The 26,938-nt window shown below is 63.3% G+C and carries 16 protein-coding genes; 6 read left to right on the top strand and 10 right to left on the bottom strand.

All coding sequences use genetic code 11. The features are described from left to right. Positions 1–15: 15 nt before the first annotated feature. The 10 genes from hydA to AAFH49_RS02195 form a co-directional block, all read right to left on the bottom strand. Positions 16–1,389, bottom strand: coding sequence for a dihydropyrimidinase (gene hydA, locus AAFH49_RS02240; protein ID WP_342295675.1), 1,374 nt, complete (start codon positions 1,387–1,389; stop codon positions 16–18). Positions 1,390–1,553: 164 nt separating this feature from the next. Continuing rightward, complete coding sequence (locus tag AAFH49_RS02235) at positions 1,554–2,906, bottom strand: aminotransferase class III-fold pyridoxal phosphate-dependent enzyme (RefSeq protein WP_342295673.1); 1,353 nt, start codon at positions 2,904–2,906, stop codon at positions 1,554–1,556. A 151-nt stretch (positions 2,907–3,057) separates the two neighbouring features. Further along, complete coding sequence (locus AAFH49_RS02230) at positions 3,058–4,530, bottom strand: CoA-acylating methylmalonate-semialdehyde dehydrogenase (RefSeq protein ID WP_342295671.1); 1,473 nt, start codon at positions 4,528–4,530, stop codon at positions 3,058–3,060. A 215-nt stretch (positions 4,531–4,745) separates the two neighbouring features. Continuing rightward, positions 4,746–6,926 (bottom strand): WG repeat-containing protein, encoded by a 2,181-nt coding sequence (locus tag AAFH49_RS02225; RefSeq protein ID WP_342295669.1) that lies wholly within the window; start codon positions 6,924–6,926, stop codon positions 4,746–4,748. Positions 6,927–6,952: 26 nt separating this feature from the next. Next, positions 6,953–7,435, bottom strand: coding sequence for a DUF6799 domain-containing protein (locus AAFH49_RS02220; RefSeq protein WP_342295667.1), 483 nt, complete (start codon positions 7,433–7,435; stop codon positions 6,953–6,955). A gap of 149 nt (positions 7,436–7,584) precedes the next feature. Continuing rightward, positions 7,585–8,211: a cyclase family protein gene (locus AAFH49_RS02215; protein ID WP_342295666.1), complete on the bottom strand. Its 627-nt coding sequence runs from the start codon at positions 8,209–8,211 to the stop codon at positions 7,585–7,587. An 85-nt stretch (positions 8,212–8,296) separates the two neighbouring features. Then, positions 8,297–10,936 carry an MGH1-like glycoside hydrolase domain-containing protein gene (locus tag AAFH49_RS02210; RefSeq protein ID WP_342295664.1) on the bottom strand — a complete coding sequence of 880 codons (2,640 nt, stop codon included), beginning with the start codon at positions 10,934–10,936 and terminating at the stop codon, positions 8,297–8,299. A 224-nt stretch (positions 10,937–11,160) separates the two neighbouring features. Further along, a complete protein-coding gene (locus tag AAFH49_RS02205; RefSeq protein ID WP_342295662.1) occupies positions 11,161–11,976 on the bottom strand; it encodes an SDR family oxidoreductase in 816 nt (271 codons plus the stop codon). A gap of 210 nt (positions 11,977–12,186) precedes the next feature. Beyond that, positions 12,187–13,503, bottom strand: a complete 1,317-nt coding sequence (locus AAFH49_RS02200) for a sensor histidine kinase (RefSeq protein ID WP_342295661.1) — start codon at positions 13,501–13,503, stop codon at positions 12,187–12,189. A 78-nt stretch (positions 13,504–13,581) separates the two neighbouring features. Further along, entirely contained in the window at positions 13,582–14,259 is a 678-nt protein-coding gene (locus AAFH49_RS02195) for a response regulator transcription factor (protein WP_342295660.1), read from the bottom strand. Between the two features lie 162 nt (positions 14,260–14,421). On the opposite strand from AAFH49_RS02195, the gene AAFH49_RS02190 reads away from it, so the two are divergent. From AAFH49_RS02190 to AAFH49_RS02165, 6 genes are all read left to right on the top strand, one after another. Beyond that, entirely contained in the window at positions 14,422–15,768 is a 1,347-nt protein-coding gene (locus tag AAFH49_RS02190) for a TolC family protein (protein WP_342295658.1), read from the top strand. A gap of 153 nt (positions 15,769–15,921) precedes the next feature. Next, positions 15,922–16,905, top strand: a complete 984-nt coding sequence (locus AAFH49_RS02185; protein ID WP_342295657.1) for an efflux RND transporter periplasmic adaptor subunit — start codon at positions 15,922–15,924, stop codon at positions 16,903–16,905. Between the two features lie 513 nt (positions 16,906–17,418). Further along, complete coding sequence (locus AAFH49_RS02180; protein WP_342295655.1) at positions 17,419–20,556, top strand: efflux RND transporter permease subunit; 3,138 nt, start codon at positions 17,419–17,421, stop codon at positions 20,554–20,556. Positions 20,557–20,738: 182 nt separating this feature from the next. Continuing rightward, the gene (locus AAFH49_RS02175; RefSeq protein ID WP_342295653.1) at positions 20,739–24,071 is read left to right on the top strand and encodes an efflux RND transporter permease subunit; all 3,333 of its coding nucleotides are present in this window, start codon (positions 20,739–20,741) and stop codon (positions 24,069–24,071) included. Positions 24,072–24,123: 52 nt separating this feature from the next. Then, complete coding sequence (locus tag AAFH49_RS02170) at positions 24,124–25,314, top strand: efflux RND transporter periplasmic adaptor subunit (protein ID WP_342295652.1); 1,191 nt, start codon at positions 24,124–24,126, stop codon at positions 25,312–25,314. Positions 25,315–25,436: 122 nt separating this feature from the next. Continuing rightward, a complete protein-coding gene (locus tag AAFH49_RS02165) occupies positions 25,437–26,888 on the top strand; it encodes an efflux transporter outer membrane subunit (protein WP_342295651.1) in 1,452 nt (483 codons plus the stop codon). Positions 26,889–26,938 lie beyond the last annotated feature (50 nt).

The raw sequence follows: 26,938 nt of genomic DNA, 5'->3' as shown, positions 1-26,938 counted from the left end.
AATGGAAATCGCCTGTTAAAAATTGGTTTTGCCGCGCTTAATAAACTGTCCGTACCCTTTGGCTACTTTGGCTTCTCCAGCATCTACGGCTACTTTTCCACGCAGTAAAACGGTATCAATCTTACCGGTTATCTCCCATCCTTCGTAGGCCGAATAGTCGCAATTCATGTGGTGCGTGTCGGCCGAAATCGTGTGCTTTTTATTTGGGTCGAATATTACCAAATCCGCATCTGCACCAATACTGATGGTGCCTTTGCGCGGAAACATGCCAAATATTTTCGCAGCATTGGTGGAAGTTATTTCCACGAATTTCTGGAGCGTGATTTTGCCTTTATTTACACCTTCCGAAAACAGCAATTCCATGCGGTGCTCGATGGCGGGGTGGCCGTTGGGAATTTTCGAGAAATCGTCCTTGCCCATCAGCTTCTGCTCCCACATGAATGGGCAATGGTCGGTGCCCAGAACATTCACCAAGCCTTGGTTTATGCCGGCCCAAAGCGTGGCCTGGTCCTTTTTCTCGCGCAGCGGGGGCGACATTACCACTTTCGCGCCGTTGGCTTCGTCCTCGTACAGCGACGCATCCAGCACCAGATACTGAATGCAGGTTTCAACCAGCACGCGCTGGTTGCGCTCGGTGGCGCGACGCACCTGGTTGAGGGCACCCTCGCAAGTGAGGTGCACGATGTAGGCATTCACGCCGGTGTAGTTGGCGATGTCGGCAAAGCGGCCCGAGGCTTCGGCTTCGGTGACTTCGGGCTGTGAGAGGTAGTGGTAGAGCGGCGTGAGTTTGCCCTGCGCCCGGTGTTGGGCGATGAGGGTATCAATCATGTCACCGTTGGTAGCATGGGCGGTTACGAGGCCGCCGTGCTTTTTCACTTCCTGCATCAGGCCCACCATCTGCGCGTCGTCAATCATGAGCGCGCCCTTGTAGGCCATGAATGTTTTGAAGGAGGTAATGCCTTCGGCCACCATGTCCTTAATTTCCTCCTTGGTGCTCGGGTTGAAATCTGTGACGGCCATGTGGAAGCTGTAGTCGCCCACGGCGTTGCCGGTGGCACGGCCCTGCCATTCCTCCAGGGCCGAGCGCAACGAATTCCCCTGTTTTTGAAGGATGAAGTCGATGACGGTAGTGGTGCCGCCATGCAGCGCGGCGCGGGTGCCGGTTTCGTAGGTATCCGACGAAAACGTGCCCATGAAGGGCATTTCGAGGTGCACATGCGGGTCGATACCGCCGGGCACGATGATTTTGCCGGAGCAGTCAATCACCTCCGCACCATCGGCCGACAAGCTGCGGCCAATGGAAAAGATGGTTTCGCCTTCAATCAGAATATCGCAGACGGCGTCCGAATCAGCGGTGACGACGCGGCCGTTTTTGAGGAGAATGGACATGATGGGAACCAGATGGCGCGGGGCTCTGCCCCGTGCTGACTATGAATAGGGCCTCTGGCCCGAATCGTTGAGGTTGATTTGCCGGATTGTTGCGGCGGCACGGGTGCCGCAGGCCGGAGGCCTGTCAGTAGCCGACACGGGGCTGAGCCCCGCGCCATCGTGCCTTAGTTCACATACTTATCGGCAATGCTGATGGCTTCCGAAATAATGGCTAATCCCTCATCAATCTCCTCCTTATTAATCGTGAGCGGGGGGCAGATGAAAATGTAGTTCCAGCGCACGAAGGTGTACATGCCCAACTCGCGGATTTTAGCGGCGACCTGGTTCATGATGGCCATCTGGTCGTTGGTGGCGTTCCAGGGGGCCATAGGCTCTTTGGTATCGCGGTTTTTCACCAGCTCGATGCAGCCGAAGAGGCCTGTGTTGCGCCAGTCGCCGATGCTGGGATGGTGGCGCATGAGCTGAGCGACTTGCTCGTCCATGTACTTGCCCATTTCCACGGTGTTTTCGAGCAGGTTGTCGCTCTCATAAATATCGAGCACAGCCACGGCGGCGGCGCAGGACACCGGATGCGCGGAGTACGTGAGGCCCAGCGGCAGCGGCTTGTCATCGAAGGACTTGGCGATTTTTTCATCCACCATCACCGCGCCCAGGGGCAGGTAGCCGGCGGTGATGCCCTTGGCCATGCACATGATGTCGATTTTGACGTTGTGGTGGTCGGAACCGAACCATTTGCCGGTGCGGCCGAAGCCCGACATCACTTCATCAGCAATGAGTAGGATGCCGTATTTGTCGCAGATTTCGCGGATGCGCGTCCAGTAGCCGGGCGGGTACTTGATGCAGCCCGACGTACCCGACTCGCCTTCGAGCACGATGGCCGCCACGCTGCCGGGGTTTTCGTAGCCGATGATGCGCTCCATGGCATCGGCGGCGCGCTGGGCGCACTGCTCGGGCGTGGAGCTGTGCCAGGGGCAGCGGTAGAAAAACGGGTTTTCAACGTGGATGGTGCTGGGCATGGCCTGGCTGTCCACGGCAAACTTACGGGGGTCGCCGCCCACGCTCATGGCGCCGTAGCTGGCCCCGTGAAACGACTGGTAGAGCGACACAATCTTGTGGCGGCCGGTGTAGACCCGCGCCAGCTTGATGGCGTTTTCGATTGCCTCAGCCCCGCCGAGCGTGAAAAACGCCTTGGTGAGGTTGGGTGCGGTGATTTCGGCCAGGCGTTTGCCGAGGTCGCCGCGGGCCTTGGTAATCATGCCGGGGTACACGTAGCTGAGCTCGCGCATCTGGGCAGTCACGGCTTCGGTCACGCGCTGGTCGCCGTGGCCGATGTTCACGTTCATAAGTTGGGCCGAGAAGTCGATGTAGCGCTTGCCGTCGCGGTCGTACACGTACACGCCTTCGGCGCGCTCGGCGTTGATGGGGTTCAGGCCCGTTTGCTTCGACCACGAGAAGAGTGTGTGGTCGAGGTTGTCGTGCAGGATTTGGTCTTTGTCGGTGGCGAAGGTGGTTTCCATGAGTATCTGTTTGGCAATTACGCCGTCTGTCATCCTGAGCTCAGCGAAGGACCTTATCGCGTCCATGCCATCGGCTCTTAATAATTTAATTTACTGCAAGCTGCTCCGCTGTCCTTAGGTCCTTCGCTGTGCTCAGGATGACAGTTTTACTTTAGCTCATCCAGTTCACCCGCGACTCGGGGTTCCACTTTGTCGTGGTCTTTTTCAGCTGCGTCCAGAACTCAATCGAGCTTTTGCCGGTGATGTCGCAGGCACCGAATTTCGAGTCGTTCCAGCCGCCGAAGGAGAATGGTTCGCGGGGCACGGGCACGCCGATGTTCACGCCAATCATGCCGGCGTTGGCGTGGTCCATGACGTAGCGGGCGCTGCTGCCGCTGCTGGTGAAAACGGCGGCGGCGTTGCCGTAAGGGTTCGCATTTTCGATAGCAATGGCCTCGTCCAGCGTGTTGGTGCGCATGATGGCGAGCACCGGGCCGAAGACTTCTTCCTGGGCGATGCGCATGTCGGGCGTCACGTAATCGATGACGGTAGCACCCACATAATAGCCATCTTCATGGCCGGGCACTACGGCGTTGCGGCCGTCGAGCAGGACTTTGGCACCAGCAGCTTCGGCTTCGGTGATGTGCTTTTCGATACGAGCTTTGGCTTCTTTGCTGATGACGGAGCCGAGGTTCTTACCGACCACAATCTTCTTGGCTTCTTCCACGATTTTGGCCACGATGCCATCAATGGCCCCCACGCCGACCATAGTGGAGCCGGCCATGCAGCGCTGGCCCGCGCAGCCCGACATTGAAGCAGCTACGTTCGAGGCCGTCATTTCGGGGTGGGCGTCGGGCAGCACCATCAGGTGGTTTTTGGCCCCGCCGAGGGCTACACAACGCTTCAGGTTGCTGGTGGCGCGGATGTAAACGACTTTGGCAATGGCGGTAGAGCCCACGAAGCTCACGGCCTGGATTTCAGGGTGGTCGCAGATGGCTTCCACGATTTCCTTGTCGCCGTTCACGATGTTGAGCACGCCGTCGGGCAGGCCGGCTTCTTTCAGCAGCTCGGCGATTTTTACGGCGCTCAGCGGTACCTGCTCCGAGGGCTTCAGAATCATGGTATTGCCCAGCACGATGGCATTCGGGATGGTCCAGTGCGGTACCATGTTGGGGAAGTTGAACGGGGCGATGCTGGCCACCACGCCCAGCGGCTTGCGCTCGGCGCGGGCTTCCACGCCCTTGCTCACTTCGAGGAATTCGCCCTGGATAAGCTGCGGCATGGAGCAGGCGAATTCGGTCAGCTCAATGGCCTTTTCGACTTCGGCGCGGGCTTCGTCGTAGGTCTTGCCGTTTTCCTCGCGCACGAGGTCGGCGAGGGCTTTCATGTCACGCTCCAGCAGCGTTTTATAGCGGTAGAAAATCTGGACCCGCTCCTTAATAGGCGTGGCCGACCACGAGGGGAAGGCGGCTTTGGCGGCTTGCACGGCAGCGTCGAGCGCGGCGGCGTTGCTGAGCGGCAGCGTGGAAATCAACTGCCCGCTGAGGGGGCTAAATACGTCCATGGTGGGCGTAGAGGCACTTTCTACCGACTGGCCAGCCACGTAGTTACGGATGGCCGGATACTTCAATGTTTGAACTTCCATGTTACCTTATTGTTAAGCGGGGTGCAAGCTAAGGGTTTTGCGGGATATGGAATAATTCCGCAATCGTTTCCGAGATAAATATTTTCAAATCATCTCATATTCAGCCAACTATTTCATCCGAAAAATCTGCCTAAAGTAATCAGGCGCAGGCGGGCCACCAATGGGAGCCGGCCTGCGCCTGATTACTTTAGGCAGATTTTTCGGGTGGAATTAGGTCACTTCACTTCTTCGCCGTCCTTATTAATAGTGAAGCTGCGACCGGCCTGTTTCACCTGGGCTTTGCCATCGACAAAATCGGAAGCCTGCTGGTAGCGGCCGAAGGGTTTGGTGCCCTGGCCGGGGTCGGCAAGGTAGTCGGCGGTGATAAAGGTGTAGCCGTCAGGGAGCTTCACGCGGGCCAGGCCGTCGGCGAAGGAGTAGGCTTCTTTGAAGATGACGGGTGGCGTATCGGGCTCGGTGGGGCCGCTGATGTAGTGCCAGCCCCGGTGGTCGAGCACGGCGGCGTGGCCTTCGGCGAAGTCGAGGGCGTTGAAATAATAATGGTCGAACTCCTGGCCGTCCTCGTCGATGAAGGTGTAGGCATCACCTACCCGGGCGCGGGCATAGCCGCCGGCGTAGGGGTTAAGGGCATCGTAGGCGGCAGGTATTATTTCTTTGCCTTTCTCATCCACGAAGCCATACGCGCCGTCTTTCGCCACCACGGCCTGCCCTTTCTCAAACGGGCTGGCGGCCGTGAACTGCGCGGGAATTACGGGCTGGCCGCTGGCATCGGCGTAGCCCCATCGGCCGTTTTCCTGGAACGGGACGGGCGGGGTGTTGCCCACGTGGCTCAGGCCCCAGATGCCCAGGCCGAGCACGGCCACGGCGGCCGCTGCCAGCGCGGCGCGGGGCTGGGCCTGCCCCCACTCCTTCGCCTTTCGTAGCCGGGGCTGCAGCGCGGCAGCAGTTGCCTGCGCCCGGGCGCGGAGACGTTCAAAGTGATTAGAGAGCGCGAAAACCGGCGGAGATACTCCGGCGGCCGGCTTTGCCGCAGCAGTTGTCGATGAACCAAATCCAGCCGAATCAGGCACCCTTCCAACAGGTTCGGAACGAGGCGCGTCAGATGCGATAGCACCAGAAGTAGTGACTACAGGCGATGGAGAGACAGCAGCGACGGGCTTGCTTTCAGCAACTGGTGAGGCATCCGCAAATGGCGGGGCAACGGGAATAGTTGGAGGTGCTGGGGCCGTTACTATCGGGGCGGGGGCCGTTATCGGCGGGGCCGCAGCCGTTATTGGCGGGGCTGGGGCCGCAACCGGCGCAGCAGCAGCCGGACTGGCACTGAGCTGCCCGATAAGCTGGCTGAGCTGCTGAATTTTGGCATCCAGTTCCTGATTACGGGCGGCCAGCTCATCGCGGGAGGCCTGCATTTCGGCTTCGAGGGCGGCTTTTTCGCGGGTTTCGGCCCCGAGGCGGGAGACGAGGGCGGTGGCTTCGGCGGCTACGGGCGGGGCCTGGGCCAACTCGGTGCGGAGCTGGGCAATGCTGCGCTCACGCTCGGCTTCGCGGGCTTCCAAGGCTTGGAGCTGGGTGCTGAGGTCGGCCTGCATTTGCTGGCGCAGCTGTTCGAGCTGCTGTTTTTCCTCGTTGCGGGCACTCAGGGTGTTGGCGTAGCCGTAGGGCAGGTCGTCATCGGGCACGTCGTTGGCCCCGAGCCAGCCCCAGAGGGCGCGGGCTTTCTGGCCCAGGAAGGTGCTGGCGGCATTGGTAGTGTCTGCAGTGGCGCTGGGCTGGGCGCCAGTGGGCACGGCGGCAGTAGTCTCGCTTGCGGGTGGCACGGCTACGAAATCCGCCCATTCGGCAGCCCACTCGGCAATATCATCAGCGGTTAAGTTGATGTCAGGCGTAGCCAAGTCCCGTAGGCTGCTTGGCAAGTTGGCTAGGCTGCTGGCGATTTGGAAGCCGGCCGGGGCTTCATTCAGAGCGGCTTCGACATCGGCACCAAATTCAACCGGTGTTTCAAACAGCACCAAGCCGGAAACGCTGTTCAAATCAGCCTGCCCGGGAGTGAAACGCGGCTGGAGCCAGTCGGCCAGTGTGGCTTTCTGCTCCCGAAACTGTTCGAAAGGATTGTCAAAATCTTCCGAGCTGGGCACGGGCGCGCCATCGAGCAGCCAGCGGCCGTAGCCCAGTGCGGGAATGCTGAGCCGGCCGCCGCGGGGCGCGAATACCAGCAGGGTGATGCTGTGCGGGCGCACTACTACGGCATCAAGCGGGGCGGTGCCATCGGCCAGCACCAGATTGCCTAACAGGAGCGTATCGGGGGCGGCTTCGGCTTGCAGCGCGGCCTGCACGGCAGCAAACTGACCGGCGCGGGCAGCATCGATAAAAGGTGAAGCGAGAAAACAATGAACCATATAATCCTGAAATGCGCGGCCGGCCGCTAGTCGTCGCCCTTCCAGCGGCCGTGGCCTTTGCCGTGGTGCTTTTTGCGCTTTTTGAATTTGAATTTTCCTTCGTCTTCGTCATCCCCCGAGCCAAATACCTGCTCCAGGAGCGAAGGCGCGGGCACAGAACGGATGCTGCGAACGGGAACCGGAGCGGAGGACGCGCCCAAGGCCAACGCGCCATTGGCTGCGACCTGCACGGCCACGGGGCGGCCGCGCAGGTCGCAACCCTGGCCTTCGCGCAGCTCGGTGCGCTGGCCGGTGGGGCTCACCACGAAGCCGTCTTTGGTGACGGTGGCCCCGGTGGGCAGGTGGGCATCGCGGGTCATGGGACGGGCCTGACCGTTACGGACTACCTGCATCTGGCCATTGCGGCGCTGGAAGCCGTCGTTGTTCGGCGTTTGGCGGGCGTGCGCCGGCCCATGTAGTGCCAGCAGACTGGCCAAGGCTCCGCAGAGCCAAAAGGTGCGCAAAAACATAATCGAAGTACCCTGAATAGACGAAGCCGCACGGCCCGGGAGCCGGCGGCAGGCCGTATACGTCAAATACGAAGCCAGGCTGCTTCGGGCACAATTATTCCGCACGGGAGCAACCCCCAGCTGGAAACATTCAGAATTGTTCCGGGCTGTTACTGAGGGCGCAGCAGTACGCGGGCGGGGGCGCCGTCGCTGTCCACAATTTTCAGCGGGAGGCACAGCATTTCATATTCGCCGGGCGCGATGTGCTGCAAGGCCAAGCCCTCAATCACGCAAATGCCAGCGTCGAGCAGGGCGTGATGGGCATCAGCTTTGCCCACGGAGAGGTAATCAACTCCGACGCAGACCACGCCCGCATCGCGCAGGAAAACGGCCGCGTCGCCGTCCAGCGCCACAAAATCGGGCTGGAATGGCATGGTGCTCCATTCTGAATCTGACATGCGAGTGCGGAAGAGCAGCCGGGCACCGGGCTCAATTTTGAGGCGCTGCACCTCGGCCAAGCTGATGCTTTTGGGGTCGGTGATGGCTACGACGCGGGCCGGGCCCATGAGTTGGCCGAGGTCTAGCGTGGTGGTGTCGCCCGCATTAGCGGTGAAGTGCAGCGGGGCATCGACGTGCGTGCCGGTGTGGGCACTCATCGACACTTCGGTGACATTAGCAGCCGCGCCGGTGGCGATGCTGAGCGTTTTTTTGACGTGGACGGGGGCGTTGTCGGGCCAGTGCACCATGCCGTCGCGGATGGGCGTGGTGGCGTCGAGCCAGGGGGCGGGGGTGGGCATGGGATGTAGCACATGCTTTGGCTTGTGCCGTTAAATGGTTGATTTATTGTTTTTTTGGCCTGGCGGACACAAGCTAAAGCATGTGCTACTGGCCCTTACCGCGTGGTTGCAGCAGCTTCGCAATCAGCCCTGTCCAACCGGTTTGGTGGCTGGCTCCGAGGCCGTGGCCGTTGTCGCCGTGGAAGTATTCGTGAAACCAGAGGTAATCGCGGAAATTGGGGTCGTTTTGCAGCTGTTTATCATCACCGAAGCAGGCGCGGCGGCCGGTTTCGGGGTCGCGCAGGAAGAGCTGGGTGAGGCGGGCGGTGAGGGCATCGGCTACTTCGAGCAGCGTTACCGTTTTGCCGGAATTGGTGGGGTATTCCACCTTGAAATCGTCGCCGTAGTAGTGGTGGAAGCGTTGGAGCGACTCGATAAGCAGGAAGTTCATGGGCATCCACACGGGGCCGCGCCAGTTGCTGTTGCCGCCGAATAGGCTGGTCTGCGACTCGGCCGGCTCGTAGTTGACGGTGAACTGGGTTTCGGTGCCCCGGAAAACGAACGGGTGGTCCAGGTGGTAGCGCGAGAGGCTGCGCACGCCGTAGGGGGAGAGGAATTCGGCTTCATCTAACATTCTGGCCAGCAAGCGCTTTACTCGGTGGCCGCGCAGCAGCGAGAGCAGGTGGCGGGCTCCTTTCCCGGGTTCCTGCCAGCGCGACACCAGCGCGGCCAGCGCGGGCCGGTTGTCCAGAAACCAGTTCATGCGGGCCAGAAACAGCGGCGCGCCAGCCAGCAAATCCTCGTCAATAACCTCTACCGCAAAGAGCGGAATCAGGCCCACCAAGCTGCGCACTTTCAGCAGTTCGTGGCCGCGGTCGGGCGTGTTCAGGGCGTCATAGTAGAACTCGTCCTCGTCGTCCCAGAGGTCCATGTGCTCGTTGGCCACGTTGGTCATGGCCTCGGCGATGTAGAGGAAATGCTCGAAAAACTTGCTGGCCAGGTCCTGGTACACGGGGTTGGTCTGGCTGAGCTGCAGGGCGATGCGCATCATGTTGAGCGCGTACATGGCTACCCAGGCGGTGCCGTCGGCCTGCTCCAGGAAGCCGCCGAAGGGCAGCGGGGCCGAGCGGTCGAACACGCCGATGTTATCCAGCCCCAGGAAGCCGCCCTCGAAGATGTTGCGCCCGTCACGGTCCTTGCGGTTCACCCACCAGGTGAAATTGATGAGCAGGCGGTGGAAAATGGTTTCCAGAAACTTCACGTCGCCGTGGCCGCCGTGGGCTTTCTGGTCCATTTTAAAAACGCGCCAAGTGGCGTAGGCATGCACCGGCGGGTTCACGTCGCTCAGCTTCCACTCGTAGGCGGGCAGCTGGCCGTTGGGGTGCATGTACCAGTCGCGGCACAATAGCAGGAGCTGGTCCTTAGCAAATTGCGCATCGAGCTGGGCCAGCGGCAGGCAGTGAAACGCCAGGTCCCAGGCCGCGTACCAAGGGTATTCCCAGGTATCGGGCATGGAGATGATGTGCTGGTTATTGAGGTGCACCCAGCCGGTGCTGTTGCGGCCTTCGAGGCGCTCGGGCGGCGGGGGTGGGAAGGCGGGGTCGCCGGCCAGCCAGCGGGGCACGTCGTAGTAATAGTATTGCTTGCTCCAGAGCATGCCGGCGAAAGCCTGGCGCTGCACGAGGCGGGCGTCGGCATTGGGCAGGTCGGCTTGCAGGGTTTGGTAGAACTGGTCGGCTTCAGTTAGGCGCAGCTTCAGGGTCTGGTCGAAATCGGCAAAGGGCGTGGCCAGGTCCGGCGCGGCCAGGCGCAGGCGCACCACGCGGGTGGCGCCCGGCGCGATGGCCAGCTCGTAATGCGCGGCGGCTTTGGTGCCGGTGCGGGCGGGGTTCACGGCCCCGGCCTGGCCGTGCAGGAGGTAGTCGTTGATGCCGTCTTTGAAGAACTGCTCCGTGGAGGGCGCGTTGTGGAGGCGGCCGTTGTTGGTGGCGTTTTCGCAGAAGAGCAGGCTGGGCGCTTCGTCGCAATAGAGCGTAAACTTGCCCAAATCCCGGTGCTCGGCGTGGATGTGGTTGTCGGAAATGGCAGCCAGGCGGGGCCGGTAGGCATCTTCGCCCCAAGCCCAGGTGTTGCGAAACCAGAGCTGCGGCAACAGGTGCAGCGTGGCCTCGGCCGGGCCGCGATTGATGATGGTGAGCTGGATGAGCACGTCTTCAGCATCGGCCTTGGCGTACTCCACGAATACGTCGAAGTACTTATTTTCCAGAAAAATAGCCGTGTCCATCAGCTCAAATTCCGGCCTGTTACGGTCGCGGCGGGCATTTTCCTTCACCAGCCACTCGTAGGGGAAAGCGTGCTGCGGGTACTTGTACAGCATGCGCTGGTAGGAGTGCGTGGGCGTGCCGTCGAGGTAATAATAGACCTCCTTCACATCCTCGCCGTGGTTGCCCTCCGGCCCGCTCAACCCGAATAGGCGCTCCTTGAGAATGGCGTCCTGCCCGTTCCAGAGGCCCAGGCCGAAGCAGAGGCGCTGCTCGTTGTCGCAAAAGCCGGCTATGGCCTCCTCGCCCCAGCGGTAGGCGCGGCTGCGGGCCTGGTCGTGGGTGGTGAAGTTCCAGGCGTCGCCGTTGGCCGAGTAGTCTTCGCGCACGGTGCCCCATTGCCGGTCGGCCACGTAGGGGCCGAACTTGCGCCAGGGCTTGGTGCCGGCGTTGGCTTCGGCGAGGCGGGTTTGTTCGGGGTTCATGGAGATTAGTACGAAAAACTCCCCTCCTTACCAAGGAGGGGATGTTTCAGCAAAGCTGAAACGGGGGTGGTGCCACCGGAGGGTGGCGTTGAAAGATGGTTGTGAACGATGCAGTGAATCGTTCACTTATTGTTCAACGAATTCAACCACCCCAGCCGGCGCTACGCGCCAGCATTCCCTCCTCATCTGAGGAGGGGAGTTGACGTTCTTAGCTCCTCTCCTGCTCAGCCGTTGTCGGCGAAGCCCGGGTAGAGCGTCATGCCACCGTCCATGAAAATGGTTTGACCGGTGATATAGTCGGCTTCGTCCGAGGCGAGCCAGGCGGCGAGGTTGCCGATATCGGCGGGGTCGCCCACGCGGTTGTAGGGAATGAGGGTGAGCAGGGCTTTTTCCTCCTCGGGCGTGTCGCGGGCCGAGAGGTTGATGGGCGTAGCAATGGCCCCGGGGGCAATGCTGTTGACCCGAATTTTGTGGGGTGCCAGCTCCTGGGCCGTGCTTTTCATAAGCTGCATGATGCCGCCCTTGCTGGCCGCGTAGTTCACATGGCCGGCCCATGGAATGACTTCGTGCACCGAGCTCATGCAAATGAGCTTGCCGGTGGCGCGGGAAATATCGGGCTGCTCGCCACGCCGGATAAACTCGCGGGCTCCCTCGCGCAGGCACAGGAACTGGCCGGTCAGGTTCACGTCAATCACCTTCTGCCATTGCGCCAGCGTCATGTCGACAAACTTCGCGTCGACCTGCAGGCCGGCGTTGGCTACCACGATGTGCACCGTGCCAAACCGCTCAATGGTTTGCTTGAACATGGCCTGCACCTCGTCTTCCTTACTCACATCGGCCTTGATGGCCAGAGCCGTGCCGCCGGCCGCCTCAATGGTGGCGACGGTGGCGTTGGCACCTTCCTCGTCGTGGCCATAGTTCACCACCACGGTGGCACCGTGGGCGGCTAGGGCCACGGCCACGGCCACGCCGATGCCGGAGCTGGCCCCCGTGACGAGGGCAATTTGATTGGCGAGACGCCGGGGGTCGGGAGTGGCCATGCGGGGAGAAATCGGGGGTTGGTGGAAGAATGATACCGGCCCAATGGTACGGAGCCGGCCCTGAGCATCTGATGAAGCAGCGGGGCCGGCTTGTCCAGCAGGCACTCTCAGGCTTACGCGGCGGGCGGGGCTAGGTTCAGGAATCAAAAAAGCCGGGCTGCCAATGTTGGCAGTCCGGCTTCTGACGTCTCATTAGAAAGCAGGGTGAGGCTAGCCCTGCGCCACATGGTTTGCGCTGCTTTTTTTCGCGGGCACCCCGGCCGGGGGTTTCAGCACCACGCGCAGGGTGTGGCGGGTGCCCTCCTTCCCCACCGAATAATCGACTCCGAAGCCGTAGTAGCCGCAGATTTGCTGCACGATGCTCAGGCCCAGGCCCGGCGACTCGGAGGCAGCGTTGTGCTTGCGGAAACGCTCGAAGAAGCGGGCCGGGTCGCCCTCCACGGCCGGGCCGGTGTTGGTCACTTTCAGCTCGGTTTGGGATAGCGAAACGGCCAGCTCGCCGCCGCGCACGTTGTGCTTCACAGCGTTTTGGAGCAGGTTCTGGAGCAGCGAGTCGGCCAGGCCGGGGTGCATCTGCACCACCACGGGGCCGTTGCTGATATCGAGGCCGTAGCGCAGCTCGCGGGCTTCGAAGAGGGGTTCGAGCTGGGCCACTCGTTCTTCCAATAGCTGGTCGAGGCGCACGGGCTGGGCCTCGGCAAACTGCCGGTTTTCGATTTTGCTGAGCAGGCTCAGGGCCTGGTGCAGGCGCGAGAGGCGCAGCGTGGCCCCGTAGAGGTCGGCCACGAGCGGGGCGGCCGCCGGGTCTTCGGCCAGAGCAGGCACTTGCAGCAGCTGCTCCAGCTGGGCCTGCATGATGGCCAGCGGCGTCTGGGTTTCGTGGGCGGCGTTGGCGGTGAACTCGCGCAGGCTCTGATAATCAGCCACCAGGCGCTGACTGAAACCGTTAAGGGCCTGGTTCAGTTCGGCGAATTCGGCCACGGGCGGCGCGGGCAGCGCCAGGGGCTGGTGCTGCTGCAAATCGTACTGCCTCAGGGCTGCCAGCGTGTGCCGGAACGGGGCCCACAGCCGGGCCGATAGCCAGCGGTTCAGCACCACCATGCCGCCGAGCAACAGGGCCAATATGCTCAGCATTACGGCCAGCACCACGCCCAGCAGGTCTTCGGCCTCGACCAATGACTTGCGGAGCGTGACCCACACCGGGCCTTCGCCGCGCACCGTCAGCGGAAACGTGAGCTGCCGGTGGGGCACCATCTCGTTTTCGGTGCGGTCGAGCAGCATGGTATCGCGGAAGCCCAGCGGGCGGGGCCGGCGGCTGATGTCGAGCAGGATAGCGAGCTGGCTCACGGGCGGCAGCTCGTTGGCCTGTGCTTTGGCCAGCAGCTCCCGGCGGCGGTCGGCCAGCTGCTCCTCAATCTCCGTGCGCAGCGCCCAATTGATGCCATAGTACAGCCCCAGACTGCCGCCCACAAACAACAGTAAGGCCAGCATTAGATAGTAGCGGGTGGTAGCGTTGAGCAGGTTCATGCGGAAACGGAGGAGAAGCGCGGGGCGGGTGCAATAATACGAGTGTGCCTGGGCCACTTTTGTTTCTGCCGCCGCCGGCTACTCGTGGCTCAGCTTGTAGCCCACGCCGTACATGGTGCGGATGTAATTATCTGCCCCCTTCTCCTGGAGCTTCTTGCGCAGGTTTTTGAGGTGGGTGTAGATGAAATCGAACGAGTCGGCGGCGTCCACGGCATCGCCGCAGAGGTGCTCAGCAATGGCTTCCTTAGTGAGCACGCGGCCAGGGTTGGCGAGCAGGTACAGGAGCAGGTCGTACTCCTTGCGGGTGAGGGTGAGGAGCTCGCCCCGGACGTGTACTTCGGCCAGCTCGGGCAGTACCAGCAGGTCGCGGAAGGTGATTTGCTGCTGGCCGTGGAACTGGCGGCGGCGGATGATGGCCCGCAGCCGGGCATTCAACTCGGAGAGGTGGAAGGGCTTGATGAGGTAGTCGTCGGCCCCGAGGTCGAGGCCCGCGATTTTGTCGTCGAGGGCATCGCGGGCCGTGATGATGAGCACGCCGGCCGGCGAGCCGTCGGCCTTGAGGGCGCGGAGCAGGTCGAGGCCGGAGCCATCGGGCAGGGTCAGGTCGAGCAGCACGCAGTCGTACTGGTAGAGCTTGATTTTTTCGTGGGCCTGGGCAAAGTCGGCGGCGGCTTCCACCAGGTAGCCGGCCTGCTTCAGGGAGCCCATGAGGGCGGTGCGCAGAGCGGCTTCGTCTTCAACGAGGAGAATTTTCATGAGCAGGTAGCCAAAAGGGAGGGCGGCACAGCCGCGAAGGAAGGCCCAAAGTTTGTATATATTCTGTGCCATTGTGCGTAAGAGGGACTTCAACTTGCTAAGGGGCCGATTTTCTTCAGAATTGGCCCGCAGCTTTGTGGCGCTTACCATCTCCCCCATCTGTTGTTCGCTCGCTCCTCCTGCCTGATTTGGTGCCTTGCCCTGAGTGGGCTGCCGGCGCTGTTTGCCGGTGCCGCCCGCGCCCAGACCGGCGCGGCCCCGGCCGTGCTCGCCCCTTTGCCGGCCGTAGCCGCCGCGCCCGTCAGCCCGCGCCGGCTCGATGATTTCCTGCTGGTAGCCCGCCAAAACAGCCCCCTACTGCGCGAAACCGCCAACCAGGTGCGCCAGAACCGCATCGACAGCCTCGTGCGGGCCCGCCAGAACGGCGTGCAGGTGGGCGGCATCGGCTCGGCGCTGTACTACCCGTCCATCACCAACAGCAAGGGCGAAAGCGTGCTGGGCTACGACAACGCCGTGACCAACGGCGGCAACTACGCCGCCCTCGCGCAAGCCACCAAGCCGATTCTGAACCGCTTCCAGCTCCAGAACGACTACCAGATTATCGCCAGCCAGGGCCAGGTGCTGCGCAATACCGGGCGCTTGTCAGCGCTGGACCTGCGCCGCAACATCACCGACCAGTTCCTGACCGCCTACGCGGCCGAAACCCAGCTCAATTTCAGCCGCACGCTGCTCAACCAGCTCCGGGAGCAGGATAAAATGCTGCGCCAGCTGGTGAACGGCGGCATTTTCAAGCAAACCCAGTACCTCAGCTTCTACCTTTCCGTGCGTACCCAGGAGGTGACCGTGGAGCAAAACCGCCTGGCCTACCGCCGCGAGCTGGGCACCCTCCGCGCCCTGGCCGGCGTGGCCGATACGGCCCTCATTGCCCTCGAAGCCCCTACCCCGCCCACCCACCGCCCGCTGGCCGGCCTGCTGGCCCCCGCCCAGCGCCAATACACCCTCGACAGCCTCCGCTTTCTGCTCGACCGCCGCGCCGTGGATGCCTCCTACCGCCCCAAGGTGAGTGCCGTGGTGGATGGCGGCCTGCAATCCTCGTCCTACCTGCCCGTGGCGCTGGCCCACAGCGTGGGCATCGGGGGCGGCCTGCAGCTGAACATTCCGATTTTCGACGGCCACCAGCGCCAGCTCCAGTACCAGCGCATCGAACTGAGCGAGCAGAGCCGCCGCGGCTACCGGCAGTTTCTTACGGTGCAGCGGCGGCAGCAGTACGAGCAGTTGGAGGGCATCATCCGGGCGTCGGATGCGCTGCTGGGCCGCATCCGGGAGCAGCTGCGGGTGGCCGATGCGCTGGTGGGTGCCGCCCGGCAGCAGCTGGCGACAGGCGATGTGGCCATTCTCGACTACCTGAACTTGGTGACCAGCTACCGGACCTTGCAATTCAGTTTGACGCAGGCGCAGACGGACCAGCTCAGGAGCCGCTTCGCGTTGGACTATCTGGCCGAGCAGTAGAAGCGGTGTAGGGGCGGGGCCTGCCCCCGCCCGCCGTTCGCGCCGTTTGCTTTACGTTCCAATAATTACCGCCCGCCGTTCACGTTGGCCGGTATAAGTCTTAACAATTACCGTTCAACGACGGGCGGGGGCAGGCCCCGCCCCTACCTCAAGATGACTCTTCCCCGTTTCCTCTTTCTCCTTGCCTTCGCCAGCCTCAGCGCCTGCGGCTCGAAAGACCCCGCCGCCGCCGGCGATGCCGCCCCGCCTGCCGACGGCGAGGAAGAGCCCGCCGTGAAGCCCCGCGCCCTGGTCACCATCGGCACCGTCCGGACCGATACCCTGACCGATGTGCTGCGGCTGAGTGCCGTGTCGGCCTTCCCGGCCAAGGATGCGCTGCGGGCCACCACCACGGGCTACGTGCTGCCCCCCTCGCCGGTGGTGGGCCAGCAGGTGCGCGCCGGCCAGACGGTGTTCACCATCCAGACCAAGGAATCGCGCACCCTGCACCTGGATAAGCTCACCGGCGACCCGCGCCTGCGGTTCAGCGGCATCATCCAGATAAAATCGGCCCGCAACGGTGTGCTGGCTACCGTGGACAAGCTGGCCGGCGACTACGTGCAGGACGGCGAGCAGCTCGGCCTCACCTACGACCGCAGCCGCTTCGGCTTCATCCTCGATGTGCCCGTGACCCAGCTGCGCTACGTGCGCACGGGGCAGGCCTGCCGCATCATCCTCCCCGATGGCCGGGTGCTGACCGGCCGCGTGGCCGAGGTGCTGGCCACCGCCGATGTCAGCATTCAGACCCAGCGCTACACAATCCGGCCCACCGGCCCGGTGCCGGACCTCCCCGAAAACCTGGCCGTGCAGGTCGAACTGGACCGCACGGCCCCGCGCCAGGCCAGCATCCTGCCGCGCGGCGCGGTGCTCACCGATGAAACGCAAACCGAATTCTGGGTGATGAAGCTGCTCAATGATTCCACGGCCGTGAAAGTCCCGGTGACGGTGGGCGCCCAGGAAAAGGACCAAATCGAAATCAAAGCCCCCCGCTTCAGCCCCCTCGATAAAATCCTGCTCAGCGGCAATTACGGGCTGGACGACACCGCCGCCGTGAAGGTGACCCGCGCGGTGGGCGCGGCGACTCCCGATGGCAAGTAGCTTCTCTGCGCTTGAGACGGGGCCTTCCCCGTCGTCGGGGAGAGGCTCTCCGTCGCCACGGAGAAGCTCTCCGCCGCTGGCGATGCGCTCCCCGTTGACGGCGGGGAGTTCCCCGCTGCCGGCGGGGGACTCCCCGCCGTCAACGGGGAAGCCCCCGCGCTCACCGGGGGAGTCCCCGCTCCCACCGGGGGAGTCCCCGCGCTCACCGGGGGAGTCCCCGCGCTCACCGGGGGAGTCCCCGCGCCCGGCGGGGGAGTCCCCGCGCTCACCGGGGGAGCCCCCGCGCCCGGCGGGGAAGCCCCCGCGACTGGCGAGAGCCCCAGCGGGGCGGCATATCGGTAGCAACTCCCGCCGCCGATGCTGCCCAAGCCCCGTAGGGGCGACATTCGGCTGACGAGTGCCGCCCCTACGGGGCTTAACAACCGCAATTGACGCTATTTAACTACCGACATGCCGCCCCGCCGGGGCTTCCTTCCGCTCGTTGCGCATTTCACTCACTTAGCTGCCTCCCCCATGCGTCCTTCCATCTTTCAAGCCTACAAAGCGCCCATTGCGGTGCTGCTTGCGCTGGCCCTGGCGCTGGGCACGGTGGCCTACCGGCGCATCAACGTGGCCCTATTTCCGGAGGTGACCTTCCCAAAGGTGAAGGTGATTGCCGAGAACGGCTTGCAGCCCGTCGACCGCATGATGGTGACCGTGACCAAGCCCATGGAAGACGCCATCAAGCGGGTGCCGGGGCTGAAGCTGCTGCGCAGCACCACCAGCCGGGGCAGCTGCGAAATCTCGGCCTTTCTGGACTGGAACGTGGACGTGGCCAAAAGCCAGACGCTCATCGAGTCGCGCCTCAACCAGATTCGGGGCGACCTCCCCCCCACCGTCAACATCTCGGTGGAGCGCATGAACCCCGCCATTCTGCCGGTGATGGGCTACACGCTGGAAGCGCCGGGCCGCTCGGCGCTGGAGCTGCGCAAGCTCGCGCTCTACACCATCAAGCCCTTCCTCTCGCAGGTCGATGGCGTGTCGTCGGTGCAGGTGCAGGGCGGGCGCACCAAGGAGTACCAGATACAATTGCTGCCCGACCAGCTGGCCGCCCTGGCCCTCGGGCCGGATGACGTGACCAAAGCGCTGACGGCAACCAATTTCGTGCAGAGCAACGGCTACCTCAGCGACTACCGCCGCCTCTACCTGACCGTGACGGACGCCACCATCGTGGAGAAGGAAGACCTCGAAAATCTGGTGCTGCGCAACGACGGCCGCCGCATCGTGCGCCTCGCCGACGTGGCCACCGTGACCTTGGGCGAGCAGCCCGAGTACACCCGCATCAACGCCAACGGCTCCGATGCCGTGCTTGTCTCCATCCTCCGCCAGCCCGATGCCAACGTGGTGCAGGTATCTGACGGCGTGCGGGCCAAGGTAGCGGCCCTGAAAGCCGGCCTGCCGCGCGGCGTACGCATGGCTCCTTATTATGACCAGGCCGATTTCGTGGCCGAAGTAGTGAAGTCGGTACAGGATGCGCTCTGGATTGGCCTAGCGCTGGCCCTCGTAGTGACGGCGCTGTTTCTGCGCTCCTTCCGCGCCACCATGACGATACTCGGGGCCATTCCGGTGGCACTGGCGCTCACCATCGCGGTGCTGTATTTCGGCCTCGGCTACTCCTTTAATATCATGACGCTGGGGGCCATCGCCGCCGCCATCGGCCTCATGATTGACGACGCCGTGGTGATGGTGGAGCAGCTGCACCGCGTGGGCGAGGAGCACCCCGACGCCTCGCCCGGCGAGGTGGTGCGCCGCTCGGTGGGCCACCTGCTGCCCGCGCTGGTGGGGTCCAGCCTCTCCACCATTGTGATTTTCCTCCCATTCGCGCTGCTGGGCGGCGTGGCGGGGGCCTACTTCAAGGTATTGGCCACGACGATGGTGGTGGCGCTGGTGTGCTCCTTCCTGGTGGCCTGGCTGGGGCTACCGGTGATTTATCTGCTGCTCTCGCGGAAGGGCAAAGCCGCCCCGGCCGAAGCTAAAGAAGCTGATGCTATCGACGCGCCTTCAAAAGTGGCAGTCGATGGCAGCGGTGTTGAAGGGCCTAAAGCCGACGCCGCCCACCACGAAATCCCCTGGGTCCGCGCTGTCATCCGCCACCCGGCCTACAGCATCATCGGCATCCTCCTATTAATAGGCAGCATGGTGCTCATCATCCCGCGCCTGGCCACCGGCTTCCTGCCCGATATGGACGAAGGGGCCATCGTGCTCGACTACAACTCCCCCCCCGGCACCAGCATCGAGGAAACCGACCGCATGCTGCGTCAGGCCGAAAAGCTCATTGTGAAGGTGCCGGAAGTGGCCAGCTACTCCCGCCGCACCGGCACCCAGATGGGTTTCTTCATCACCGAGCCCAACCGGGGCGACTACCTCATCCGCCTCAAAACCGACCGCAAGCGCACCACCGAGGAAGTCATCTCCGACATCCGCACACGCATCGAAGCCACCCAGCCGGCCCTCACCATCGACTTCGGCCAGGTTATCGGCGACATGCTGGGCGACCTCATGAGCACCGTGCAGCCCATCGAAATCAAGGTTTTCGGCCCCGATGCCACCAAACGCTACGCCCTAGCCGAGCAGGTGACCAAAGTAGTAGAAGACGTGGCCGGCACCGCCGACGTATTCGACGGCATTGTGCGCATGGGCCCCAGCGTGGACGTGCGCCCCGACCCGCGCCGCCTCGCCCAGTACGGCCTCACCGCCACTGATTTCCAGACCCAGCTGCAAACCCAGCTGGCCGGCACCACGGCCGGCAACGTGCTCGAAGGCGAGCAGCTCCTCAACATCCGGATGCGATACCCCAACGCCGCCCAGGCCAACCTGGCCCAGATGCGCGGCGAGCCGGTCTTCCTGCCCAACGGCCAGCGCCGCCGCCTCGACGAGCTGGCCACCGTCAACGTCTCAGTCGGCGACGCTGAGCTGGAGCGCGAAAACCTGCAAGCCATGACGGCCGTCACCGCCCGCCTCGACGGCCGCGACCTGGGCGGCGCGATGAGCGAAATCCGCCAGAAGCTCGACAAGGAAGTGCCGCTGCCGCCCGGCTACTTCATTCAGTACGGCGGCTCGTATGCCGAGCAGCAGCAGTCGTTTCAGGAACTGCTCACCATTCTGGGCACGGCGTGTTTGCTGGTGTTTGCGGTGGCGCTGTTTCTGTTTCGGGACTTGAAAGCGGCCGGGCTCATTCTTTTGATTTCCGTGCTGGGGCCGGCCGGCGGCTCGCTAGCCCTCTTCCTCACCAACACCCCGCTGAACGTGGGCTCCTACACTGGCCTCATCATGGTGGTAGGCATCATCGGCGAGAATGCCATCTTCACCTTCCAGCAGTTTTTCGAGATTCTGGAGGAAGGCCGGCCCGTGGAGCAGGCCGTGGGCTACGCCATCGCCGCCCGCCTGCGGCCCAAGCTGATGACGGCGCTGTCGGCCATCGCGGCGCTGTCTCCGCTGGCGCTGGGCATTGGGGCGGGCGCACAGCTGCACCAGCCGCTGGCCATTGCCGTGATTGGCGGGCTGCTGCTGGCCCTGCCGCTGCTGTTGATGGTGTTGCCCAGCCTGTTGCGGCTCGCCTACCAGCAGCAAACGTTGCCGGAAAAGCCCGTTTTGGCGGCCCCGGCGGCGTAGCAGCGCCCGGTCTGGAAAATGCGGGAGCCCCGTCGATAAAATACCCCCTCCCTGTCGATGAAAACGGCTTCAGCGGTGCGAGGGGGTTAATTTTGCACTATCATCTTAACAAAAACTCGCGCTGAGGAGTTAAGAGCCCTTGCAGCCGATGCGCTGCACCGGCGAACGCAGAAAACGACGATATGTGGATAGTTAGACTAGCGCTGGCGCGCCCCTACACCTTCGTGGTGATGGCGCTGCTCATTCTGGTGGGAGGCGGCCTCACCATTCAGCGGATGGCGGTGGATATTTTCCCCGACATTCCGATTCCGGTGGTGGGCGTGGTGTGGGGCTACTCCGGCATCTCGCCCGAGGAGATGAACCAGCGCATCATCATCCCGGTGGAGCGCGCCATCACGACCACCGTGAACAACGTGGAGCACCAGGAAAGCCAGAGCCTGAAGGGCGTGGGCCTGATTAAGGTGTTCTTCCAGCCCGGCTCGAACCCCGATGCCGGCGTGGCCCAGCTCACGGCCATCACCCAGACGCTGCTGCGGGTGCTGCCCCAGGGCATCACGCCGCCGCTCATCATCCGCTACTCGGCCTCCAACGTGCCCATTGCCCAGACTTCGCTCAGCTCCGAAACGCTGGGTGAGTCGGACCTTTTCGATGCGGCTAACGCCTTCATCCGGCCCGGCCTGGCGGTAGTGCAGGGCGCGTCGGTGCTGCTGCCCAATGGCGGCAAGCCCAAGCAAATCATGGTCGACCTCGACCCCGACAAGCTGGCTGGCAAAAACCTGAGCGGCAACGACGTAGTGACGGCCCTGCTGGCCCAAAACCTCATCATCCCGGCCGGCTCAGCCAAAATCGGCGACCGGGAATACGACGTGAAGCTGAACTCCAGCCCCGAGGCCATTGCCACGCTCAACGACCTGCCCATCAAGACGGTAAATGGCACGACGACGTACATCCGCGACGTGGCCTTCGTGCATGAGGGCGCGGCCGTGCAAACGAACATCGTGCGCCAGAACGGCCGCCGCACCGCCATTATCCCCATCCTGAAAAGCGGCGCGGCCAGCACGCTCGACATCATCGATAAAATCAAGAAGGCGCTGCCCAACATCCAGGCCAACGCCCCCCCGGCTCTGAACATCAAGCTCTTGTTCGATCAGTCGTTTTTCGTGCGGGCCAGCATCAAGGGCGTTATCATCGAAGCCTGCATCGCGGCGGCCCTTACGGCCCTCATGATTCTGCTGTTTCTGGGCTCCTGGCGCTCCACGCTCATCATCGCCACGAGTATTCCGCTGAGTATTCTGGTCAGCATTATCATGATGAATATCCTGGGGCAAACCCTGAACATCATGACGCTGGGCGGCCTCTCGCTCGCCGTAGGTATTCTGGTGGATGACGCGACGGTGGAAATCGAGAACATCCACCGCAACATGGGCATGAAGAAGCTGCTCAAGCGCAGCATTCTCGATGGGGCTCAGCAGATTGCGACGCCCGCGCTGGTGGCTACGCTGGCTATCTGCATTGTGTTTGTGCCGGTGTTTTTCCTGGGCGGGGTGGCTTCGGCCATCTTCGCGCCGCTGGCTACGGCAGTGATTTTCGCCATGCTGGCCTCCTACATCCTCAGCCGGACGCTGGTGCCTACGCTGGTAATGTACCTGCTCCGTAAAGAGTTGCCCATCTACCACGCCCAGGAGGAACCCGACCTGCCCAGCCTGCATCAGCGCGATGGCAAGCCGGTGAGTAAGATTGAGCGCGACCTGGAAATCATCCGGCGCGAGCAGTACGAGAAGGCCCACCCCAGCGGCACTCCCGAGGAAGAAGCCGAAGACGAAATCACCGATGCGGAGCGGGAAGCCGGCCAAGCCATCACCCAAACCTGGGTCTGGAAGCTGCATAAGGGCTTTGAGCACCAGTTTGAGAAGTTTCGCGCCGTGTACGGCGGGGCACTGGACTGGGCGCTGAGCAACCGCCCGAAGGTCATTCTGGCGTTCATGGTGCTGTTTATCGGCTCGCTGGGGCTATTCCCGCTCATCGGCCAGAACTTCTTTCCGACGGTGGATGCCGGCCAGCTGCGCCTGCACGTACGGGTACCCACCGGCACGCGGGTGGAGGAAACGGAAGTGCGTTTCCGGCAGGTGGAAAATGTGATTCGGCAGGTGATTCCGGCCGATGAGCTGGACCTCGTGCTCGATAACATCGGCCTGCCCGTTATTCCCATCAACCTGCTGCTGAGCGACAACCCGACCATCGGGGCCGGCGACGGCGAAATCCTGGTGAGCATGAAGGAGGAGCACGGCCCCACCGGCGAGTACATCAACGAAATCCGCCGCCAGCTGCACAAGCAATACCCGGACCTGACCATCTTCTTCCAGCCGGCTGACATTGTGAATCAGACGCTGAACTTCGGCCTGCCCGCCCCGATTGACATTCAGGTGATTGGCCGCGACAAAATGGCAAACCAGCGCATCGCCGGCGAAATCAAGGAGAAAATCGTGAAGATTCCCGGCCTCGTCGATGCCTTCGTGTACCAGGCCTTCGACCAGCCCCAGCTGCGCCTCGACATCGACCGGGTGCGCGCCCAGGAGGCCGGTCTCTCGCAGCGCGACATCGCCAACAACGTCCTTGTGAACCTGAGCAGCAGCACCCAAACCAGCCCCAACCAGTGGCTGAACCCCACCACCGGCGTGAGCTACACCGTGGCCGTGCAAACGCCGCCCCGCGCCCTCTCCACCCTCGATGAAGTCGGCAACATCGGCGTGACCGGAGCCGGCCAGTCCCAGGCCCAGCTGCTGAGCAACTTCGCCACGGTGCGCCGCTCCCAGGCGCTGGCCGTGGTATCAGATTACAATATCCAGCGCACCGTGGACGTGTACGCCAGCGTATCGGGACGCGACCTCGGCGGCGTGAGCAAAGACATCCGTAAAATCCTGGCCGACACGGAGAAGACATTGCCCAAAGGCACCACCCTGGCTCTGCGCGGACAGGCCGATTCCATGCGCACGTCCTTCGCAGGGCTGGGCCTGGGGCTGGCCGGGGCTATCATATTAGTGTATCTGCTGATGGTGGTAAACTTCCAGAGCTGGATGGACCCGCTCATCATTATTACCGCTTTGCCAGGCGCATTGGCGGGCATTCTGTGGATGCTGTTCGTGACGCAAACCACGCTCAGCGTGCCGGCTTTGATGGGCGCTATTATGTGCATTGGTGTGGCTACGGCCAACTCCATTCTGCTTGTCACCTTCGCCAATGAGCGGCGGGAGGAAGAGCCGGATTTGAGTCCGCGTGATGCTGCCCTGGATGCCGGTTTCACCCGCCTGCGCCCGGTGCTGATGACGGCCCTGGCCATGATTATCGGCCTGCTGCCCATGTCGTTGGGGATGGGCGAGGGTGGCGAACAGAACGCCCCGCTGGGCCGCGCCGTGATTGGCGGCCTCATGCTGGCTACGGTGACGACACTGTTTTTTGTGCCGATTATGTTCTCTTATCTGAAGAAGATGAAGCCGGTAACTACGGCCCAGGCCTAGCCCTCCCTGCTTCCATTTTCAACACCGCTTTCCGCCCCGATTCTTTTGCCTAATGTCCGACTCTAATTCTTCCGGCTCCGGCCGGTTCTGGCTGCTGATTCTTGTTGTCCTCGTGGTGTTTGCCGGCTTGTTTGTGCTCGGCTATATGCCGCGCCACAAGCAGGAAAAAGCCCGCGACGCCGAAGCCAAACAGGTTATCGACGCTAATCCGACCGTGACCGTGGCCCCCGCCAAAGCCGCGCCCGACACCACCACCGTCACGCTACCGGCCGATACCAAGTCGCTGCGCGAAACCTTCGTGTTTGCCCGCGCCAACGGCTACGTGAAGTCGTGGAGCGCCGACATCGGCCAGCGCGTGAAGGCCGGACAGGTGCTGGCCGAAGTGACTACGCCCGAGCTCGACCAGCAGGTGGCCGAAGCCCGCGCCAACCTCGGGCTCGCCAAAACCAGCTACAACCGCCTGGCCGGAGTGGGGCTGCCCGGTGCCATCTCCAAGCAGGAGCTGGACGCGGCCAAAGCCCAGTACGCGGCCCAGCAGGCCGGCGTACAGCAACTGTTGGCGCAGCAGAGTTTCCGCCGGGTCACGGCCCCGTTCAGCGGCATCGTCACGCAGCGTAACGTGGAAGTGGGCAGCCTCGTGAGCAGCAGCAACGCACCGGGCTCGCAACTATTTAAAATTGAACAGACCGAGAAGCTGCGCGCCTACGTGCAGGTGCCGCAGAACTTCGCCCCAGCCATCAAGAGCGGGATGACGGCTGACTATCTGGTACCGGAGTTTGTGGGCAAGCCCTTCAAAGGCAAGGTAGTGCGCGATGCCGGTGCCCTCGACCCGAACACCCGCACGCTGCTCACCGAAGTGCAGATTCCGAACCCCCGCGGCGAACTGCGCCCCGGCTCCTACGCCCAGGTAAAATTCTACCTGCCGCGCACCGCGCCCAGCGTCATCATCCCGGCCAACGCACTGGTTCCGGGCGGTACCGACAGCCGCGTAGCCACCGTGCAGGATGGCAAAATCCACTACCAGCCCATCACCACGGGCCGCGATTTTGGCAATCAACTCGAAGTCTCCCAAGGCCTGAAGGGAGGCGAGCTGCTGGTGCTGAACCCCGCGGAAACCTTGGTCGAAGGCCAGGCCGTGCAAACCAAAGCCTTCACCCCGCCAGCCAAGCCCGCCGGCCCGCCGCCCGCCAAGCCCCGTGCCAACGACCCGGACGCCCCGCGGGTGTCGTCGCCAGTGAAGTAATGCCGTTGCTCCGGTCCGACCGCCCTAGGCGGTCTGACCGGTTGAAGTAAGAACAATGCCGCCCCAACGGCAACCGGTCGGACTGCCTAGGGCGGTCGGACCGGGCGAAATGCCCCTCCGCAATGACCCTCCGCCTCTCCCCTTTTCTTCTCCTTGCGCTGCTGGCCGGCTGCGTGCGGCCGCCCAGCTACGCGCCGCCCAGCCTGCCCACGCCCGCCGCCTGGAAAAACACGGCCGACAGCCTCACCGCCGCCACCCCACCGGCCACCGTAGCCAGCAGCACGCCGCCCACGGTGGACAACCCGCCCGCGCCCGCTAGCTGGTGGACGCTGTTCAACGACGCTGGCCTGAACACGCTGGAACAGCAGGCCACCGCCCAGAATTTCAGCCTGCAAGCCGCCCTGGCCCGCGTGGAAAGCGCCCGCGCCAACGTGCGCGTGGCCAATTCCTATCGCTCGCCGCTGGTGACCGTGGACCCACAAGTATACCGCTCGCGGCTTTCGGCGTTGCGGCCACTGCCGTTTCCAGTGGCCGCCAACAACGCGGGCGTGGTCCAGACCCAGTATTACATCCCCATCAATGCCAGCTACGAGTTTGATGTGTGGGGCCGCATTCGCAGCAGCATCCGGGCTGCCGAGGCCGATGCGCAGGTGCAGGAAGCCAACCGCCGCACCGTACTCCTTTCCCTCACCGCCGATGCCGCGACCTACTATTTCGGCATTCGGGGGCTCGATGCGCAGCTGCTGGTGCTTGATACCGCCCGCACCGACCGTGAGCACAGCCTGGCACTGACCCGCGCCCGCTACCAAGCCGGTGTCGACAATGAGATTGCCGTACACCGCGCCGAAACTGAGTTGGCCAACGTGGACGCCAGCGTCATCGAAACCCGCCGCCAGCGCCTGGGCCTCGAAGCCTCGCTGGCCACGGTGCTGGGCCAGCCGGCCAGCGGGTTCGCGGTGCCGGCCCAGGCTGGGCCGCTCACCGCGCCGGTGGTGCCGGCTTCGCTGCCTGCTTCCCTCCTGGCCCGCCGGCCCGATTTGCAGCAGGCCGAGCGCCGCCTCGCCGCCGCCAGCGCCCGGGTGGACGTGGCCAAGCTCACGCGCCTGCCCACTGTGCGGCTAAACGGTTACCTCGGTCCGCAAAGCGCCCAAATCGGCGACCTGGCCCGCATCAGCGACAACTACACCTACTACGTGGGCGGCGGCGTGAGCATCCCCGTCTTCAACGGTGGCCGCAACCGCGCCAACGAACAGGTGGCCCGCTCCGAATCGGAAGCCTTAGTGGCTGACTATCGGCAGGCTGCTCTCGGGGCGTTTCAGGAAGTGGAAACCAGCCAGGCCGACGTGCGCCAGTACCAGGCCCAGGTGGCAGCCCGCCAGCGTGCCTACCGCGCCGCCCGCCTGGCCAGCGCCCTCACCAAGGAGCGGTACCGCGCCGGCCTCACTACCTACTTCGAAGTGGTGGACGCCGACCGCCAGACCCTCGACGCGGCCACGCTGCTCACCCAGGCTCAGAGCAATTTGCTGGGTGCCAGCGTGGCGCTGGTGCGGGCGCTGGGCGGCGGCTGGGAATAGCCCCTTAATCAACAGATTTCGCACAGATTCCAAAGTCCCCGCCAATTCAG

The sequence above is a fragment of the Hymenobacter segetis genome, assembly GCF_038448715.1.
Classification (GTDB): Bacteria; Bacteroidota; Bacteroidia; order Cytophagales; family Hymenobacteraceae; genus Hymenobacter; species Hymenobacter segetis.
Note: the sequence above shows the minus strand (reverse complement) of the source record. Positions and strands in the feature narration are given on the sequence as shown.